This is a genomic window from Aquirufa sp. TARAVU-A1A (genome assembly GCF_054558675.1).
This window is the reverse complement of record NZ_JBPXKP010000004.1, coordinates 25,131-43,814: the sequence shown is the minus strand read 5'-3', so window position 1 is coordinate 43,814 and position 18,684 is coordinate 25,131. Positions and strand designations below refer to the sequence as shown.

Here is an 18,684-nt window from a genome sequence, read left to right as displayed (position 1 = left end):
GTTATGATATTCGTAAACGCATACCTGGACGTAAAGTCGTCGAGGCACGCATTCGATTTAGTTTCTTTAATTTCGTAACCGTCAGACCTTGATAGCGTTCAGCAATGTCCGAAAGCGTATCTCCTGACCGTACTTTATGGTAACGTATTTTAGCCTTTTTTACTTTTTTAACAACAACGGGCTCTTCTACATCTGCGCTTGAATCAACAGCCGCTTGCATCACCTTTTCTCGAACTCGAGCAAAATAAACCAATTGTTTTCCTCGCTTGATTCGATTCGTTTTTAGCCGATTCAGATGCTTTAATTCCAAAACACTTACCTGCAAAATCCGAGCAACATCATAAAGTGATTGCCCTCTTTTAACCTTATACCGACGCTTGACTAATTTGTCAACAAATAATGCGGCCAAGCTATCCGACTGCTTCTGACTAACAAAAGAAGCTGAATCTAAGATGGCACGTCGGTTTGCATTGAAATAGGTGAAACGAGAACGAGGTATATGTACAACAACCGTCTTATTATCATTAGGAATCGTAGCTCCCACTAGATGCGGATTTATAAATTGAAAGGTATCTACGTGAATCGATGCAAATTGCTTCAATCGATTCAAATTCAAATAACCTTTCACTTGAATTGTATCAAATGGAATCTTTTTAACCCATTTTTCGGCATGAATGGCATGATCATAATGATAATTCATCATGTAATCCATCGCAATAAACTGCGGAACATAAGCACGTGTTTGTTTGGGTAAACAATTATAAATACCCCAGAAATCACTCTTACCACATTTACGAATCGCGCGTTTCACATTACCAGGACCTGTATTATAAGCCGCTAAGGCTAAATGCCAATCGCCAAATACACGGTATAATTGCTTCAAATACTTACACGCAGCCTCAGTTGCTTTTTCCGGATCAAATCGCTCATCCACAACTCCATCCACACGTAGACCAAAATCACCTCTCGCCGTGTAGGGCATAAATTGCCATAAGCCTCCCGCTCCCTTATTACTCAAGGCACGAGGTTCTAAACCTGATTCAATTAATGATAAATACTTAAGCTCTTCTGGTAGATTATATTGCTTCAAATATTTCTCATATAATGGGAAATACAAATCACGTTTCTCCAGCATCCGTTGCGTAAATTCTGCCTTCCGAAAAGCAAAATATTCAACAAACTGATGTGTTTGAAAATTATAATTTAAAGGGATTTGATTTTGAAGCTCTTTGAGTCGGCTTGAAACAATGGAAGGATCAATCATAAATGCCGTAGGCAATCCTTGCTCGACCAAAGCCAATGAATCAATCGCAGCTAAATCATCTGCAGGGAAGTAATTCTTACCAGCACTATTTTCTTGTGTGGGCGGCATAGAAGCTGTAACCTGCCCCAAACTAGGGAAAGCAAAAAGCAGCATTAGCACAAAACACAAACGATAGTACATCTTCTATTGAAATAAATTTGCAAATTCTATTAAGCCCTGCTCATCATACGCCTTTCCCGTAACTTGAAATCCCATAGGCAAACCTTGCGTATCCTCACCCATCGGAATGGACAAAGCTGGTAATCCCGTAATATTTGCCTGAACCGTGAACAAATCACCTAAATACATTTGAAGCGGATCCAACGTCTTTTCACCCATTTTATAGGCTGTAGACGAAGTAGTCGGCGAAATAATAAAATCTACATCTGCTAAAATCGCTAACGTACGCTCCTGAATAAGGCGTCTTACTTGTTGGGCTTTCGTATAATAAGCATCGTAATAGTCGGCACTCAACACAAAAGTCCCTAACATAATTCTTCGCTTCACTTCCTCACCAAATGCCTCATCCCGCGTCTTTTTATAAAGCTCCATTAAATCTTTGGCATCTGCCGTGCGATGACCAAATTTGACCCCATCAAATCGAGCCAAATTGGAACTTGCTTCAGCAGTCGTCAATACATAATACGTTGGCAATAATTGCTCGATATATGCAAAATCTACCGAAACAACTTCATAACCCGCCGACTTCAATGTCTCCACATGCGCAAAAAATGCATCACGGATCTCTGGTTGCAAACTTGGATGCTCAACGATTTCTTTGATGTAAGCAACTTTTTTCTTGGATGCATATGACGTATCAAAATCATCCACCACGGTACTATCGTATCCATCTTTCCCCTCAATGGTCTTTAACACAAGGGCCAAATCTTCCAGATGATGTGCCATGGGTCCAATCGTATCAAATGATGAGGCATAAGCAATTAAACCCCAGCGAGAAACGCGACCATAAGTCGGCTTTAAGCCCATTACGCCACAAAATGCAGCTGGCATACGAATCGAACCACCTGTATCAGTCCCTAAGGAAACCTGGCACATTCCAGCTTGAACTGCCACAGCAGAACCACCAGAACTACCTCCTGCTACGTGAGCTGTATTCGCAAAATTCAATACGGGCCCAAATGACGAATTCTCATTCGTAGATCCCATCCCAAATTCATCACAATTTTGCCGACCAATAATAATCGCATCTGCATCTAAAAGTCGTTGAACAGCTGTAGCCGAAAATGTAGATTGAAAGCCATTTAATATTTGACTACCCGCCTGACTTGGGTGATCTGCATAGCAGAGTAAATCTTTAATCCCAACAACCATTCCCGCTAAAGAACCTGCTGTACCCTGTTTGATTTTAACATCAATTTCTGCCGCACGCGCTAATGCCTCTTGGTCATAAACCGTCAAAAATGCGTTCAATTTAGCATTATAAGCATCTATTCGATCTAAATGACCTTGCACAATTTCCACGCATGTACGCTTGCCAGCCAATAAATCTCGACGTATTTCCGAGTAGGCAACAGGAACTAAATTCATCAAATAAGGGGATTCTTTTTAAACACAAAAGCATAGTTGGCTTATGCCAACTATGCATTGAAAACAATAAACGGGAAGACTATTTCTTCGTTTCGTCTAATTCTTTGTTGATCTGATCTTTTACTTCATTCTTCGCGTCTTGGAACTCACGAATTCCTTTTCCAAGTCCACGCATCAATTCAGGTAATTTCTTACCTCCAAAAAACAATAAGATCGCTAAGCCAATTAATAATAATTCACCGCCACCTAAACCATTTAAAAACAATAATATACTTGAGATGTTCATTGTAGTCTAATTTTTAATTTTGTAAATATATTCAATAGTCGTTAATAATCCTTATTCAGGCGTTAAACATTCACATGTTTTTCAAATTCATCAAGTTCATTTTTAATCGACTTCCCTACCCATAAAACAACGGCTAAATCATCTGTAAATCCCACAAAAGGCAACACGTCGGGAATGAAATCAAAGGGCGATATAAAGTAAATCAATACTGCCACTATTTTAACTAACGTAATTGCAGGCAATTTCTTGTACGTACCTGCAACATATGCTTTAATTAATTCACTAAACAACACAATATAATGATTAAGGAGCTTTACAACCGATATATTACTTGTTGCCGCTATTTCCTGAACCTTTACTAGTGCTTTTTGGAGTAAACCCAATAAACCTAACTTATCCTTCATGAAAACCGCTTCCGCTTTTTCCATGGCCTGCTGAAAATAATGCGAGGAAATAATCCGATCGATAAAACTTTTCTCTGTTCCCATATTCACTAATTAATCCTTAAATATACTAAAATGCTGCTAAAATCAAATCGGGTCTATCCTTGAATAATATTGATTTTAAAAAGAACGTCGAAATTTGATGATTATGTCTTATTTTTGCAGCGATTTTAGTATAATCATTCCTAAAAATAAAAACAATGAAAATCACCGTAGTAGGAGCAGGTGCCGTAGGTGCAACTTGTGCTGACAACATCGCTAGAAAAGAATTAGCTGATGAATTAGTATTATTAGATATCAAAGAAGGTATTGCTGAAGGTAAAACCCTTGATATGTTTCAAACGGCCTCTTTGTTAGGTTTTGATACCAAATTAGTAGGATCAACAAACGACTATTCAAAAACTGCCAATTCAGACGTCGTAGTTATTACTTCAGGTCTTCCTCGTAAGCCAGGTATGACACGCGAAGAGTTAATCGGTGTCAATGCGGGTATCGTGAAGAGTGTTGTAGAAAACATCTTAAAATTCTCTAAAAACCCAATCATTGTAATCATTTCTAACCCAATGGATACAATGACATACTTAGCGAAATCAGTAGCTGGTTTAGATAAGCACCGCATCATCGGTATGGGTGGTACATTGGATTCAGCTCGTTTCAAATGCTATTTAGCAAAAGCGATGGATGTTTCAATCAATGATATCCACGGAACGGTAATCGGTGGTCACGGAGATACAACAATGATTCCTTTGAAGCGTTTGGCAACTTATAACGGTGTTCCTGTTAGCCAATTCTTAGATGCTGAAACATTAGACAAGGTAGCTGCTGACACGATGGTGGGTGGTGCAACTTTAACAGGCTTATTAGGTACTTCTGCTTGGTATGCTCCTGGTGCTGCAGGTGCTGCTTTAGTTGAGGCAATCGTTCGCGACGAGAAAAAAATCATGTCTTGCTGTGTATCACTTGACGGAGAATACGGTCAATCAGATATCTGCTTAGGCGTTCCTGTCGTTTTAGGCAAGAATGGTTGGGAGAAAATCGTTGATTACAAATTAACAGAAGACGAGCAAGCAGCTTTCAACAAATCTGCGGAAGCTGTTCGTAATATGAATTCCGTATTAGCGACATTGTCTATCTAATATCGGATTATCAAACATTTAAAAAGCCACCCGTCAACTAACGGGTGGCTTTTTTTTATTTCGATCGAATTGCCGTTACCGGATCCATCTTCGCGGCGACCCAGGCGGGAATGATTCCCGACAACACCCCAATAAAACTCGAGATAAACAGCCCTTTGAATATATTAGATGCGGATAAAGTCAAAGGCAGGGCCTCCTGTGGAATAAGCGTAATAAGTACAACCAAACCTATCCCAACGACACCACCGATCAAACTCAAAAACACCGCCTCAAACAAGAACTGATACAAAATCACGTAATTCTTAGCACCCAAGGACTTTTGAATTCCAATGATATTGGTTCGCTCCTTCACGGACACAAACATAATGTTGGCGATTCCAAAGCCACCTACCAACAAAGAAAACCCGGCAATAAGTGCTCCCGCGATATTCAATGCCACAAAAATCCCATCAAAAAAGGCTTGCAATCCATCCAAGCGATTAACAGAGAAATTATCTTCTTGTTTCGGCTTAATAGATCGTAGACTACGCATCATTCCTGTAATCTCGCCTTCGAGAGCAGCTTGACCCTCGTCCGACTTAAATGCTTTTACCGCAATATCGGGTGCGGGTTTATCTTTTTGGAATACAGCCGCAAAAGTTGTGTATGGAATAATCACCTTTTCATCCGGCGTTCCACCAAAATTCAACATATCCTCCCCTTTCTTCTCAATCACGCCAATCACTAAAAACTTAATTCCATTTACCTTAATAATCTCTCCTACTGCGGATCGTCCTTCTACCAAAGTCTCTGCCACACGCGCTCCTATGATGCAAACAAATAAACCATTGTCGGATTCTATTGGAAGAAAATAACGCCCATCCTGAATCGGAGTACTCGTGATTTGATTATATTCATACGAAGCTCCAGTCATATTGGCATCGATGCTATTACTTCCTCGGGAGACATTCGCCGTCCGACCGCCGTCCATAATCGCGATAGCTTCCGCGTTCTCTAAATGCTCTTTTAGGTATTTAAATTCCGTGTATTTCATCTCCGGCCGATTCAAATATTTCCACCAAGGATAATTATTCTGCATCAACCAAGGCCATTTTCCTACATACAAAACGCCAGAACCCGCAAAGGAATCAATCTCTTTCCGAATCTTATTATTCAAAGAATCTACCGCCGTAAATACCGCTACAATAGCAAAAATACCTACACTTACGCCCAAAAGCGACAAAGTCGTACGCATCACATTCGACCGCAATGCCTGATAGGCAAACAAAAAACTCTCGTAAACTTGACGTAAAAAGAACATAGATTTCAGTTTGAATTCAAATTTACAATTAATAACGAAAGGAATTCGTTCATTCGGATGAATTGCTCATCAGAAACTTTGAGTGGTTATATGTTGGTAAGATTGGATTTCGTAATTTTAAAATTCAATTCGTAGATACATGCATTGGAGTAAGCGGGACATCGAGCAATTAAGCATTCATTTTGAAGGAGAACTCTTTATCAATGACTCGCAAACTAGTCGGATGACCAAACGATTGTACGCGACCGACGCATCCGTCTATGAAGTAAAACCAACAGCCGTTGCCATTCCGTCCAATTCCAAAGACATTAAACGGCTCATACAATTCGCAGCTAATCATAAAACCAATATCATTCCACGCGGCGCAGGTACTTCCCTTGCAGGACAAGTTGTAGGCGATGGTATTGTCATGGAGATATCGGCCAAAATGGCTAAAATCATCCAATTGAATAAAAAAGAAAAGAGTGTTTGGGTGGAACCAGGCATCATTCGAGACGATTTAAATAAACATTTAGCTCCTGCGGAATTATTCTTTGGCCCTGAAACGTCCACGGCAAACCGCGCGTTAATCGGCGGAATGATCGGAAACAATTCCTGTGGCTTGCATTCCATTGTTTGGGGTACAACCCGTGACCATTTAATGGAAATAAGAGCTTGGTTATCCGATGGAACTGAAATACATACAGAACCACTTAGTTTAGAGGCGTTTTATAAAAAAACAACACTCACCAACTTAGAAGGCACAATTTACCGCGAGCTTCACAGAATTCTCAATAATCCCGAGATTCAATCCTTGATCCGAAATGCATTTCCCAAAGCCGAAATCAAACGGAGAAATACAGGATATGCACTCGACGCACTCATTGAGATGCAACCCTTTAACCCTGAAGGTAAACCATTCAATCTTTCCGCTCTTTTAGCGGGATCTGAAGGTACCTTAGCGGTCGTTCATTCAGCCAAATTAAACCTCCTTAGTAAACCCGAGCCATTTGTTGGGCTATTATGTTTACACTGCAACAGCCTACAGGATTCGCTACACGCGAATATTTTAGCATTACAATCCAATCCTACCGCATCAGAATTAGTGGATGATTTTATTCTGTCGTTTACGGAGAATCACCCCAACTTCAAAGATGATCGTAGCTTTATCGAAGGAAAACCGGCCGCCATTTTAATGGTAGAATTCCGGGCGGGTAGTCAGGATGAATTAGATAAGAAAATCGCCACTTGCATCTCATCGATCCGAGAGGCTAATTTGGCTTATGCCTTCCCTGTTTTGTATGGTGATGAAATCAGCAAAGGATGGGATATCCGAAAAGCAGGTTTGGGGCTTATTCGTAATCAAACAGGTAGCAAACAACCCGTAAATCTCATTGAAGATTGCGCCGTTGCGCCAAGCGACCTACCTGCGTATGTCGCAGACATTCAAGCATTATTAGCGAAAAACCAAGTTCAGGCAGCCTATTATGCCCATGCGGGTGCAGGAGAATTACACATTGAACCCTTTTTAGATATTCATAGCCCGGAAGGGAAAACATTGTTCCGGAAACTCCTTACGGAAACGGTCGAGATTCTAAAAAAATACAAAGGTTCACTTAGTGGGGAACATGGGGATGGCCGACTAAGAGGCGAATTCATCCCGCAAATTATGGGCGATGAGATTTACCAATTGTTCGTTGAGATCAAACAATTGTTTGACCCACAAAACATCCTAAATCCGGGCAAAATTGTTCATTCTCCTCCGATGGACGAAGCTTTTCGTAATAAGGAAAAACAAGAACCCGCAAACTATTATTTCCATTACCCAGAAACAGAAAGTCCATTAGGACTCGCTGAAAAATGTTCGGGTTCAGGGGATTGTAAAAAAACAGCATTGACCGGCGGAACCATGTGTCCAAGTTTCATGGCCAGCCAAAAAGAAAAAGATAGTACACGAGGAAGAGCAAATGTTTTACGCCAACTCATCACAGAAAGCGGTTCTGAGGCTTATTCAAATCCTGAATTACTTGAGGTATTAGACCTATGCCTTTCCTGCAAAGGTTGTCAAACCGAATGTCCATCCGGAGTGGATATGGCCAAATTAAAGGCTGAAACACTCCAACAACATTATGACAAACAAGGGATTCCTTGGAGAACGAAAATGGTCGGCCACTTCCCAAGTCTCCAAAAAATCGCTAGTTACTTTGCACCCCTCTATAACTTAGCGATCAACTTCCCAGGCAGTTCTATCCTATTAAAAAGTGCGATGGGATTCTCTTGGAACAGAAGCCTTCCTGAAGTACATTTCACGAGTTTAGAGACATGGCATAAACGATATAGCAAACGGATTAACCAAGACCAATTCGACAACGGATTTGTGTATTTGTTTGCAGATGAATTCACCAATTACAATGAGGTTGAATTAGGCAAAAAGACCGTCTTACTCCTAAATGAATTAGGTTACGGTGTCAAAATCCCTAATCAAATCATTTCCGGAAGAACCTATATTTCCAAAGGAATGCTTGCCTTTGCCAAACAATTAGCCAATACCAATGTCCAAGCATTAACAGATATTGTTTCGGCGGAACATCCTTTCATCGGAATTGAACCGAGCGCCATTTTGAGCTTTCGAGATGAAATACCCAAATTGGTTAATGAAGAGCTTCGCGAAAAATCCTTAAAACTTAAGGCAAATTGCCTCTTGATCGACGAATTTCTGTTACAAGAAATTAAAGCAAAACGCATTACGCAAGAACAGTTTACTGATAAGTCGGAAAAAGTAATCCTACACGGGCATTGTCACCAGAAATCCATCGCGGGAATAAGCAGTACGCGACAAGTTTTGAACTTTCCGGCCAATTATGAGGTTGAACTTTTGCCAACGGGCTGCTGTGGTATGGCTGGCTCGTTTGGCTATGAGAAAAAGCATTATAAATTATCCCAACAAATTGCCAAATTAGTCTTATACCCTCGCCTATTAGCGACTAAAAGTAAAACGATTATCGCCATGAACGGGACATCTTGTCGGCACCAAATCAAAGATGGCATCGACAAAGAAGGTTTCCACACAGCGGAAATTATGTACCAAGCACTTGCTCAAAAGACACTAAAACCATGATCCAATACAACATTTCCATATTTGTTGAGAACAAAATCGAAGACCAAGCCATCAAGGCACTAACGAAACATATCGTACCGGAATTAAATGCCTGGGATTTCATCGAACAAGCGCATGTTTTTGAAATTAGCTCCCATCAAGAGCCTGATTCGAAAGGCTTTTCGGTACAATGCTTGATTCCTCAATCGGAAGAAAGAAGAAAAGAGGCCATTGAAAACTTAATTTCCAATTTCTTTTTAGCGGAATTCCCGAATCAATTTGTCTATTTCCCTAGCCAATTAAATCGACTTTAAGCCCAAATAATGGGTTCTATTCCTTTCGAAACCAAGAATTCATTCGTTTGCGAAAAAGGTTTTGACCCAAACCATCCGCCTCGATTGGCTGATAAAGGCGATGGATGCGCGGACTTGATTACATGGTGTTTCCGCTCATCAATCAAGGATGCAAACTGTTGGGCATGATTACCCCACAACAAAAAGACGATTGGACTTTCATGCGCATTCAGCACGTTCAACACTGATTTTGTGAAAATAGGCCAACCCAACACTGCATGTGACCCAGCCTCTCCTGCTCGAACGGTTAATGAGGTATTTAAAAGTAATACACCCTGACGTGCCCAATCACTCAAATCACCGAAAGAACGCATCAAGCCTACATCTTGGAACAACTCCTTATATATATTCTTTAACGATGGAGGAAGTGAAACACCCCGCGGAACCGAAAAACTTAAGCCATGTGCCTGCCCTGGCCCATGATAGGGATCTTGACCCAAAATAACCACGCGCGTATTTTGGTAAGAACTAAGATTAAACGCTTCGAATAAGTGAGATACAGTTGGGTAAACAGTTTCATTTTGATAGGCATCCAGGACTTTGGCTGAAAGCTTTTCAAAATTTTCGGATTGAAATGTAGATTTCAAGACCGATTTCCAATCATTCTGCAGTAAATCCTGTAATTTTAACTCTTCATTTGCCATAGCATCAAACCCATGTCTCCCTTAAATACACCTGAAATTTCCATCGAGGTCATTGTAAACCACATCCCAGATATGGAAATCCAAAAACCGTATCAATACTTCTTTAGCTACCAAATTACAATCTTAAATCGGTCCACACAACCTGTACAGCTCGTAAGTCGCTATTGGCTCATCATGGATGGGGGGTTACACGAGGAAACAGTGAAAGGATTAGGAGTGGTAGGTCAACAACCCATCTTGGAACCAAATACTTCATTTACCTATACTTCGGGCTGTCCGTTGATGTCAGAATTTGGTAAAATGAGCGGCTATTACACTTTTCTGAATTTAAATTCGCAGGAAACATTTCAGGTTGAAATCCCTGCCTTTTCACTCACAACGATATTTGCTCAAAACTAATGTTCCAACGATTCGCATTTAACTGGAAAGCACAAACCGCACATGGATTACATTCTCCATTTGTTTTTAACCTATACACGCAGGTGATTGATCCAGTATATCAGCAAAATCCTAGCGATATTCAAGAGGCTATGATTCATGGCATCGGCAAACATCTTAAATTAGCGGCTGGGAAAATTCAGGTAATCGATTTTAAGAAATTACGAGAACAGGATATCCCTAGTATAGAGGCATTCATGCAGGAAAAAGACCAATTACTTTTTTGTTTAAATATTAGAGATTCAGATGAATCTTTGCAAAAATGGTCATTGTTAGCTGCAATGCCACAAGCAATCCACAGCATTGAATTGTTTGAAATGGGTATTATCTCGCTAAATCCCATTGCACCCAAACAGCATTTCTTTCTCAAGAAATCATAAAAAAAGGGAGACACCTTTCGGATATCTCCCTCAAAAAAAAAAAAAAAATACGATTAAACTGGTTTAGCTACTTCAACTAAAACCCGCTTGCCTTTGATGGCAGCTCCAGCCATTTTATCCAATACAACTTTGGCATATTCTTTCGGTACATCCACATATGTATGCTTGTTTTCGATCTGAATTTGCCCTAACACATTACCCGGAATTCCAGTCTCACCTGCAAAAGCACCCACGATATTGGATGGAGAAATTTTCTCATTAAATCCGATGTTAACAAACATACGAACCATGTTTTCATCACTGCGGTAAGGCTTTCCTTCACGATCCATACGCGGTCCACGAGGACCCCGATCACGGTCACGATCTCCACCTCTTTCGAAACGACCACCACGATCTCCACCACCACGTGAATCACGGTCAAAGCGACCGCCACCGCGACGCTCTCCACCGCGTGAATCACGATCACGATACCCACCGCCACGCTCTTCCCGACCATACTTCCGCGATTGACGCTCAAACTCGCCTTCTAGATTTTCATCACCAAACTCATTCTTTTGAATACCCATGTTCATTTTCACTAAGGCAGCAACAATTTGCTCCGTAGTAAATCCAGCATGATGTAAATTTTCTAATGAATCCGAGAATACCTCTAAATCACCTTCGTTAATTGTTGCAGCGACACGCTCAATGAACATACCTTTCTTAATACCCACAACATCCGTAAACGATGGAATAACACCTTTGTCAATTTTAACTTTGGTATAATTCATGATTTCACGCAAACGATTGCGCTCAGAACCTACAACCAAGGTAAATGCCTTACCGAATTTACCAGCACGGCCTGTACGACCAATACGGTGTACATAATATTCTTCATCTAAAGGAATATCGTAATTAATAACAGCGTCTACATTATCAACGTCCAAACCACGTGCTGCCACATCTGTCGCAACCAAGATTGTCACATTTCCATTACGGAAACGATTCATTACTTGTGTACGTTGGCTTTGGCGCAAATCACCATGCAAACCTTCTGCGGCATAACCACGAGAAACCAATTCTTCTACCACCTCATCCACACGTTTCTTCTGATTACAGAAGATCAACATCAATTTCAAGGCATAAAAATCGATCAAACGCGTTGTAACTTCCATCTTCGCACGTCCTTTTACATCGAAATACAATTGCTCAATGTTGACGTTTGTGATTTCATTCTTAACAACTTTTACCAATTTAGGCTCAGTCAAATAACGACTTGTCAAGGCCATAATCGGCTTCGACATCGTTGCCGAGAACAAGACGGTTTGACGCTCGTTCGGCATTTCTTGTAAGATACTTTCGATATCCTCACGGAATCCCATATCCAACATCTCATCTGCCTCATCCAATACGATCATAGATGCTTGTTGTAGTTTCAACGCACGACGCTCAATTAAATCGATGACACGACCTGGTGTACCCACAACAATGTTGGCACCTGCCTTCAACGACTTAATCTGACGATCGATTGAATCACCACCGTAAACAGTCGTAACCCAAACACCTTTCGTGAACTTAGCCAACTTCTTCATTTCTTCCGAAACTTGAACGGCCAACTCACGTGTAGGACATAAAATAATTGCTTGTACGAATTTCTCAAATGGAACGATATGTTCGATCATAGGAATACCAAACGCAGCCGTTTTACCGGTACCCGTTTGTGCTTGTCCGATGACATCGCGACCCTCTAAAACGTAGGGAATTGCTTCTGATTGAATGGGGGAAGCAAACTCAAAACCCATTTCTTTTACTGCTTCTTGGATACCTTCCGACAAAGGAAGACTATCAAAGCGAATTTTTTCACTCATGATTGTTATGTTTAATTATGATGCCCTAACACATCCGTAATCAAACCTAATAGCCCTTTGTCGTTAATCAGAAGGGATTTACAATCACTTGTAATCGATTTATGCGGATGCATTTGTACTAATATGCCACAAAAGTACGCACACTTACAACAGAAAGCAAACGAATTGGATTATTTTAATACAGGCTTCTTGGAAATCGAAAAGATAACAACCTTATCTTCGGATGCTTTGACCTCAATCCGCGCTGGAGATAAACCCTCTCCCACCAATCGATTTTTGATCACAAATCCACGCTTTAACGAGGCACGCTCATCTTTGCCCGAATTCACCAAAATTTTCAAAGAGGATTCTTTATAGCGATTCATCCCTTCCGCCATCCGCTTAAAGACATAATCGACAGGTTTATCCAACAAATCAGTTTGCTCGTTGAAAACCAGCTCATTAGCAGATAGCTCAACAGGTTCCGTTTGAGTAGAATCCGATAAATATTGATGCAAGGCTACAATGACTGAATTTTTAGGCACGTCGAATGAGGTCCCTTTAGGCCAAATTAAACTTGTTAACGAATCGGCACGCAATTTTGTAGAATCCAAAACAGCGCGAGTTAAACTATCATTCAATTTGCTTAAACTATCTATTGGGATAATTTCCTCCGTTTCTGCGATCGTTTCCTCCTCATCAGTTGACCTGAATGCAGTATACCAAATAACACCTCCACCCAACACCAAAATAATGAGCATGTATACAAAGGTATTAATCGTCAAATTCTGAAGCATTCCTCCTTCAGACAAAGGCTCTTGCTCGTCGGAGTAAGTTAATAAAGCCCCGGTATCAACTCGCAATATGTCGGAAAGCAGTAAAATCTCTGAAACACCTAATTGAATCCTAGCGGGACATAACACGTAAAACTGCTGCTTCAAGCTCAGGAAATACTCGCCATAAGCCTTCCAATCTTTCAGCGCCTCATATTCTTCTTGCTTTAAGCGATAGCCATACAAACCGAAAAACAAGGTTAAACCCTTCAAGATAGCAGAACTCTTCGCCCCCATCTCACGGGACAATAACATCGCAATCGCACTTTTTTTGTCTGGAATTAAAATGCCCATCATCCCCTCACCGTAACGCAAAATGACATCTTCGTCATATTTCTGCTTATCAGCGGATAGGAATGCTTCAATGTCGGTGATAGGCGCCGACTTCTGCAAAATAAAGTTGTAGAGCGCATTGAAACGAATACGATTACGAACAAGCTTCAACAAACCGCCTAAAATAATGGCTTCCCAAACAGGATAAAGCTCATCCACTTTTTCAACGGGCTCATTGAGGTAGGTAGAAAGTCGATTTAAAATGACCGACTTTTCTTCTGCACTAATTACGTAAAACGATTGATTCATAGACTACAAAATTACAAGGACTGAACGGATTTCATACAATAAGTATCGGCTTATTTTTTAATTATTAACGATGCATTCATTACCTTTGTTTTATGAAAAAAGTATTGTTTATTGACCGGGATGGGACGATTATACATGAACCCATCACAGACCAACAAGTTGACAGCTACGAGAAATTAGCATTTCTCCCAAATGCCATTTCCAATTTGAAGAAAATTGCTCAAGAATTGGATTATGAATTGGTGATGGTGACCAACCAAGATGGATTGGGTACTCAATCATTTCCTGAGGATACTTTTTGGCCTGCACACAATAAAATGCTTGAAATCCTAGCGAGTGAGGGCATCGAATTCGCGGCTATTCATATTGACCGTAGTTTCCCTGCAGATAATCTTCCCACACGCAAACCGGGCATTGGGATGCTTTCGGAATATTTCAATGGATCGTACGATTTAGCAAATTCATTTGTCCTAGGAGACCGTGAAACGGATGTACAATTAGCCAAAAACCTAGGTGCCAAAGGTATTTTCATTGGAGAACAAACTATTTCAACTGAACTTAGCGACAGCCTTGCGTTATCTTGCACAGGTTGGGATGAAATTTATCGCTTTCTAAAATTACCTGCACGTAAAGTAAGTCACCAACGCAATACTCACGAAACCCAAATCCAGATTGAACTCAATCTCGATGGAAGTGGAAAAGCAGCTAATCAAACAGGATTAGGCTTTTTCGATCACATGTTAGATCAAATTGCCAAACACGCGAATGTAGATTTAGCTGTGACTGTACAAGGTGATTTACATATCGATGAGCACCACACGATCGAAGATACGGGAATTGCTTTGGGAGAAGCATTCACATTAGCTTTAGGTGACAAACGCGGCATCAATCGCTATGGTTTCTTATTACCCATGGATGAATGCCTCGCACAAGTTGCCTTGGATTTTTCCGGACGTAACTGGTTGGTATGGGAAGCAAGTTTCAAACGCGAGATGATCGGCGAAATGCCTACCGAAATGTTCTCTCACTTCTTCAAGTCATTCTCGGATGCTGCAAAATGTAACTTGAACATTCAAGCAAGCGGCGAAAATGAGCACCACAAAATTGAAGCTATTTTCAAGGCCTTTGCTAAAACAATTCGTATGGCGGTTGAACGCGATATAAAAAATTTAAATTCTTTGCCGAGTACCAAAGGATTACTCTAAACAAATTCTTAATTTTGCATAAATAATTAAATACTATGGGATATTCAGGAGCAGCATTCTTTATCATTTTGTTCGCAATTTCAATCGTTGTTGGAGCAAAACTTCAAAAGATCTACAAAGAAAGAGGGAAATAATTCCTCTTTCTTTTTTTATAACCAGCCCTCATCGGCGAAACTTAGATAAGCACTCGTATTAATGATGAGATGGTCAGCAACGAGCATATCCACACTCTTTGCAGCAACAATCATTCGATTCGTTAATTGTTTATCCGCTTCACTAGGCTGTAAATGCCCAGATGGATGATTGTGAGCTAAGATTAAGCTACTGGCTTGCAAATGAATTGCCGACTTCAGTATTAGTTTAATATCGACAACCGTTCCGGCAATTCCTCCCCGACTGATACATTCTTTCTTGATCATCCGAGCAGCACGATTGAGGTAAATCACCCAAAACTCTTCATGGACTAAATCTGCTAAATGAGATTTAAGCAAATCATATGCATCAGCGGATTGTCGAACACGATCAACCGTTGAATTAGCTGTATAATCCATCCGCCTACGCCCTAATTCCATCGCTGCAACTAAAACTGCCGCTTTGGCTGAACCAATCCCTTTAATTTTGCTAAATTCAGGGACACCCCAGCGGCCGAGAATTGCTAAATCACCTTCAACTTGCCGCAACATTTCCCGAGCTACATCCAAGGCAGAATGATCTCGAATCCCTGAGCCAATCAATATAGCCAATATCTCTTCCAATCGAAGCGTTTCGCGCCCTTTGGAAAATAATATCTCCCGCGGTCGGTCGGATTCCAATAAATCTTGAATTTTCTGATAGGTCATGTACGAATGTACTGCCTATAAACAAGAAAACCCCGCACGAAGCGAGGTTTATCAAGTACCTGATAATAAGGGATTAAGCTGCGATTTTGTTCGCCAACTTCGCTAATTTTGATTTTTGATTAGCTGCCTTATTTTTATGAATGATGTTTTTCTTTGCTAATTTATCCAACGCAGAAGACACTTGCTTGAACAAGTCAGAAACGATTGCCTTGTCCGTAGTCAATCTCAATTTCTTGATTAACGTACGTGTAGATTTGTGTTGGTAACGATTGCGCAAACGCTTTGATTCATTTGCCCGAATACGCTTTAGTGCTGATTTATGATTTGCCATCTTTAAAAAAATTCTCTTTTCTGTAAAATTGAATTGCAAAAGTAAGCAAAAGGTTTAGAATTTACAATACAACCACTAAAAAAATACCTGATGAAATATTTGTTCCTTGCAGTTCTCCTACTTGCAAATTCCTCACTCATGGCCAACTGGGGATTCTATGCACACAAAAAAATCAATAAACTGGCTATTTTCACGTTACCCCCACCCCTCATAAATCTGTACAAGAGGCATCTAGATGAAATCATCAACTATGCCGTTTTACCCGATCAGCGACGCCATAGCCTTGATAAGGAAGCAGCGAGGCATTATATTGATCTAGACCGTTACAACATCAAGGACATTCAAAACGAGAGCTGGGAAAATGCCATATTAAAATATTCCGAAGATTCCCTTCAAAAACATGGCATCGTACCTTGGAATATTCAAACCTATTTCCGCCAACTGAAATATGCTTTTATAGCAAGAGACACGATTCGAATCATCAAAATATCAGCTGAATTAGGACATTATGTGGCAGATGCCCACGTTCCGCTGCATACAACGTCCAATTATGATGGCCAACAAACAAACCAAGTGGGCATTCATAGCTTTTGGGAATCCCAAATACCTGAACTACTCCAAGAGAAACTAGATGATTGGATAGGTCCCGCAGAATATATACCTAATCTATTGAGAAGCTCATGGGATTGGGTGATAGAATCGCATGGCATGCTAACAGATTTATTCAAAGGAGAAAAAATAATAAACGCGCGAGTTTCCGATTCCCATAAATACAAGCTCAGCCAAAAAGGCAAGCGTTTAGAAAAGATGTACACAGAACATTACATCGAGGCTTACCACAAACAACTTGATAATCAGGTAGAAAAACGCTACTTAGCGTCCATCAAACACATCGGAAGTTTATGGTATTCTGCATGGCTTGAGGCGGGAGAGCCTGATTTCAAATAAATTTGTGCAATTTTGCAACATGAATGCATCAAAATTTGTCCAATTAAAGCACGGGAAGGACGCCCCGGTTAAACGATTTCACCCTTGGGTATTCTCAGGTGCTATTGTAAAACAAAGCCCTAACCTGCAAGATGGGGACTGGGTTAATGTATATAGCAGTCGGGAAGAATTCCTAGGTACCGGTCATTTTCATCACGGAAGTATCGCAGTTAAAATACTTTCGTTTCAAGAAATCGAATCCAAAACCACTTTTTGGGAAAAGCGCATTCAAAATGCATGGGACTTACGCAGTTTATTGCCGCTAAAGGACACAAATGCTTTTCGCTTGATTCATGGCGAGGGAGATGGATGCCCAGGTCTGATCATGGACTTATACAAGGATGTACTCGTATTTCAGGCACACACCATCGGTATGCACCGCGACCGAGATGAAATCGTTGAGGCCGTTAAACATGTATTAGGTAAAAAAATCAAAGCGATTTACGACAAGAGTAAAGAAACCTTACCTACCGAATATGCCCAAACGTGCACGAACGCATTTGTTTTTGGTGAAGTGAAAGTTCCCTATACGGTAAAAGAAAATGGAATTTCCTTTTCGATCAACTGGATTACGGGACAAAAAACAGGTTTCTTTATTGACCAAAGAGAAAACCGGGCTTTATTAGCACAATATGCGCAAGGCAAATCAGTTTTAAATACGTTCTGTTATTCAGGTGGATTCTCACTTTATGCCTTGAAAGCTGGAGCTGCAACCGTCATTTCCTTGGATGCCTCAGCTAAAGCAATCGACTTAGTTAATGCTAATGTTGAATTGAATAAGATGCAAGAACTAAATCATCAGGCGATCGTAGGTGAAACGCTCCCCTATTTGAAAGCCAATGAAGACGAATTTGACATCATTGTTTTAGATCCGCCTGCATTTGCCAAATCGATGAATGCGAAACACAAAGCATTGCAAGGCTATCAAAAAATCAACGAATTGGCTTTACGCAAAATCAAGAAAAACGGACTTCTTTTCACCTATTCTTGTTCGCAAGTCATTACAAGAGACCTATTCTACAACATGCTTGTAGCTGCCGGAATAGCCGTAGGCCGAGAGATTCAAGTCATTCATCAAATGACTCAATCACCCGATCATCCGATTAACCTATTCCACCCAGAAAGCAATTACTTGAAAGGGTTTGTACTAAAGGTTCTATAACAAAAAAGGCGC

At 40.6% G+C, this 18,684-nt stretch carries 18 protein-coding genes; 8 read left to right on the top strand and 10 right to left on the bottom strand.

Annotation, left to right across the window (positions count from 1 at the left end; translation table 11 throughout):
• Position 1 precedes the first annotated feature (1 nt).
• From V7S75_RS06520 to V7S75_RS06505, 4 genes are all read right to left on the bottom strand, one after another.
• Positions 2-1,444 carry a lytic transglycosylase domain-containing protein gene (locus V7S75_RS06520; RefSeq protein ID WP_459512406.1) on the bottom strand — a complete coding sequence of 481 codons (1,443 nt, stop codon included), beginning with the start codon at positions 1,442-1,444 and terminating at the stop codon, positions 2-4.
• A gap of 3 nt (positions 1,445-1,447) precedes the next feature.
• Positions 1,448-2,851, bottom strand: coding sequence for an Asp-tRNA(Asn)/Glu-tRNA(Gln) amidotransferase subunit GatA (gene gatA / locus V7S75_RS06515; protein WP_459512404.1), 1,404 nt, complete (start codon positions 2,849-2,851; stop codon positions 1,448-1,450).
• Positions 2,852-2,930: 79 nt separating this feature from the next.
• The gene (locus V7S75_RS06510) at positions 2,931-3,137 is read right to left on the bottom strand and encodes a Sec-independent protein translocase subunit TatA/TatB (protein ID WP_315575355.1); all 207 of its coding nucleotides are present in this window, start codon (positions 3,135-3,137) and stop codon (positions 2,931-2,933) included.
• A 62-nt stretch (positions 3,138-3,199) separates the two neighbouring features.
• Positions 3,200-3,625, bottom strand: a complete 426-nt coding sequence (locus tag V7S75_RS06505) for a YkvA family protein (RefSeq protein WP_459512402.1) — start codon at positions 3,623-3,625, stop codon at positions 3,200-3,202.
• Positions 3,626-3,780: 155 nt separating this feature from the next.
• On the opposite strand from V7S75_RS06505, the gene mdh reads away from it, so the two are divergent.
• Positions 3,781-4,716, top strand: coding sequence for a malate dehydrogenase (gene mdh, locus V7S75_RS06500; RefSeq protein WP_459512401.1), 936 nt, complete (start codon positions 3,781-3,783; stop codon positions 4,714-4,716).
• A 55-nt stretch (positions 4,717-4,771) separates the two neighbouring features.
• On the opposite strand, the gene V7S75_RS06495 is transcribed toward mdh, so the two are convergent.
• Positions 4,772-6,016, bottom strand: coding sequence for an ABC transporter permease (locus V7S75_RS06495; protein ID WP_459512399.1), 1,245 nt, complete (start codon positions 6,014-6,016; stop codon positions 4,772-4,774).
• Positions 6,017-6,155: 139 nt separating this feature from the next.
• Here V7S75_RS06495 and V7S75_RS06490 point away from each other — a divergent pair, with 139 nt between their 5' ends.
• Both V7S75_RS06490 and V7S75_RS06485 read left to right on the top strand, forming a co-directional pair.
• Positions 6,156-9,113, top strand: a complete 2,958-nt coding sequence (locus tag V7S75_RS06490; RefSeq protein ID WP_459512398.1) for an FAD-binding and (Fe-S)-binding domain-containing protein — start codon at positions 6,156-6,158, stop codon at positions 9,111-9,113.
• A complete protein-coding gene (locus V7S75_RS06485; RefSeq protein ID WP_459512396.1) occupies positions 9,110-9,406 on the top strand; it encodes a DUF4286 family protein in 297 nt (98 codons plus the stop codon). The genes V7S75_RS06490 and V7S75_RS06485 overlap by 4 nt, the downstream gene beginning before the upstream one ends.
• On the opposite strand, the gene V7S75_RS06480 is transcribed toward V7S75_RS06485, so the two are convergent.
• Positions 9,403-10,089 carry a uracil-DNA glycosylase gene (locus V7S75_RS06480; RefSeq protein WP_459512395.1) on the bottom strand — a complete coding sequence of 229 codons (687 nt, stop codon included), beginning with the start codon at positions 10,087-10,089 and terminating at the stop codon, positions 9,403-9,405. The genes V7S75_RS06485 and V7S75_RS06480 overlap by 4 nt on opposite strands.
• A gap of 12 nt (positions 10,090-10,101) precedes the next feature.
• Here V7S75_RS06480 and apaG point away from each other — a divergent pair, with 12 nt between their 5' ends.
• Positions 10,102-10,488, top strand: coding sequence for a Co2+/Mg2+ efflux protein ApaG (gene apaG, locus V7S75_RS06475; protein WP_459512394.1), 387 nt, complete (start codon positions 10,102-10,104; stop codon positions 10,486-10,488).
• Positions 10,488-10,907 (top strand): hypothetical protein, encoded by a 420-nt coding sequence (locus V7S75_RS06470; protein WP_459512392.1) that lies wholly within the window; start codon positions 10,488-10,490, stop codon positions 10,905-10,907. The genes apaG and V7S75_RS06470 overlap by 1 nt, the downstream gene beginning before the upstream one ends.
• Before the next feature lie 53 nt (positions 10,908-10,960).
• Here V7S75_RS06470 and V7S75_RS06465 read toward each other — a convergent pair whose 3' ends face one another.
• Entirely contained in the window at positions 10,961-12,754 is a 1,794-nt protein-coding gene (locus tag V7S75_RS06465) for a DEAD/DEAH box helicase (RefSeq protein ID WP_459512390.1), read from the bottom strand.
• Positions 12,755-12,924: 170 nt separating this feature from the next.
• The gene (locus tag V7S75_RS06460) at positions 12,925-14,148 is read right to left on the bottom strand and encodes a hypothetical protein (RefSeq protein WP_459512388.1); all 1,224 of its coding nucleotides are present in this window, start codon (positions 14,146-14,148) and stop codon (positions 12,925-12,927) included.
• A 92-nt stretch (positions 14,149-14,240) separates the two neighbouring features.
• On the opposite strand from V7S75_RS06460, the gene hisB reads away from it, so the two are divergent.
• Positions 14,241-15,353 (top strand): bifunctional histidinol-phosphatase/imidazoleglycerol-phosphate dehydratase HisB, encoded by a 1,113-nt coding sequence (gene hisB, locus V7S75_RS06455; protein WP_459512386.1) that lies wholly within the window; start codon positions 14,241-14,243, stop codon positions 15,351-15,353.
• A gap of 149 nt (positions 15,354-15,502) precedes the next feature.
• On the opposite strand, the gene radC is transcribed toward hisB, so the two are convergent.
• Positions 15,503-16,192 carry a RadC family protein gene (radC, locus tag V7S75_RS06450; protein WP_459512384.1) on the bottom strand — a complete coding sequence of 230 codons (690 nt, stop codon included), beginning with the start codon at positions 16,190-16,192 and terminating at the stop codon, positions 15,503-15,505.
• 73 nt (positions 16,193-16,265) lie between these two features.
• Positions 16,266-16,523: a 30S ribosomal protein S20 gene (gene rpsT, locus V7S75_RS06445; RefSeq protein WP_315575331.1), complete on the bottom strand. Its 258-nt coding sequence runs from the start codon at positions 16,521-16,523 to the stop codon at positions 16,266-16,268.
• Between the two features lie 90 nt (positions 16,524-16,613).
• On the opposite strand from rpsT, the gene V7S75_RS06440 reads away from it, so the two are divergent.
• Complete coding sequence (locus tag V7S75_RS06440; RefSeq protein WP_459512382.1) at positions 16,614-17,471, top strand: zinc dependent phospholipase C family protein; 858 nt, start codon at positions 16,614-16,616, stop codon at positions 17,469-17,471.
• A gap of 19 nt (positions 17,472-17,490) precedes the next feature.
• On the top strand, positions 17,491-18,672 hold the full coding sequence (locus V7S75_RS06435) for a class I SAM-dependent rRNA methyltransferase (RefSeq protein ID WP_459512381.1): 1,182 nt from the start codon (positions 17,491-17,493) through the stop codon (positions 18,670-18,672).
• The last annotated feature ends 12 nt before the right edge of the window (positions 18,673-18,684 follow it).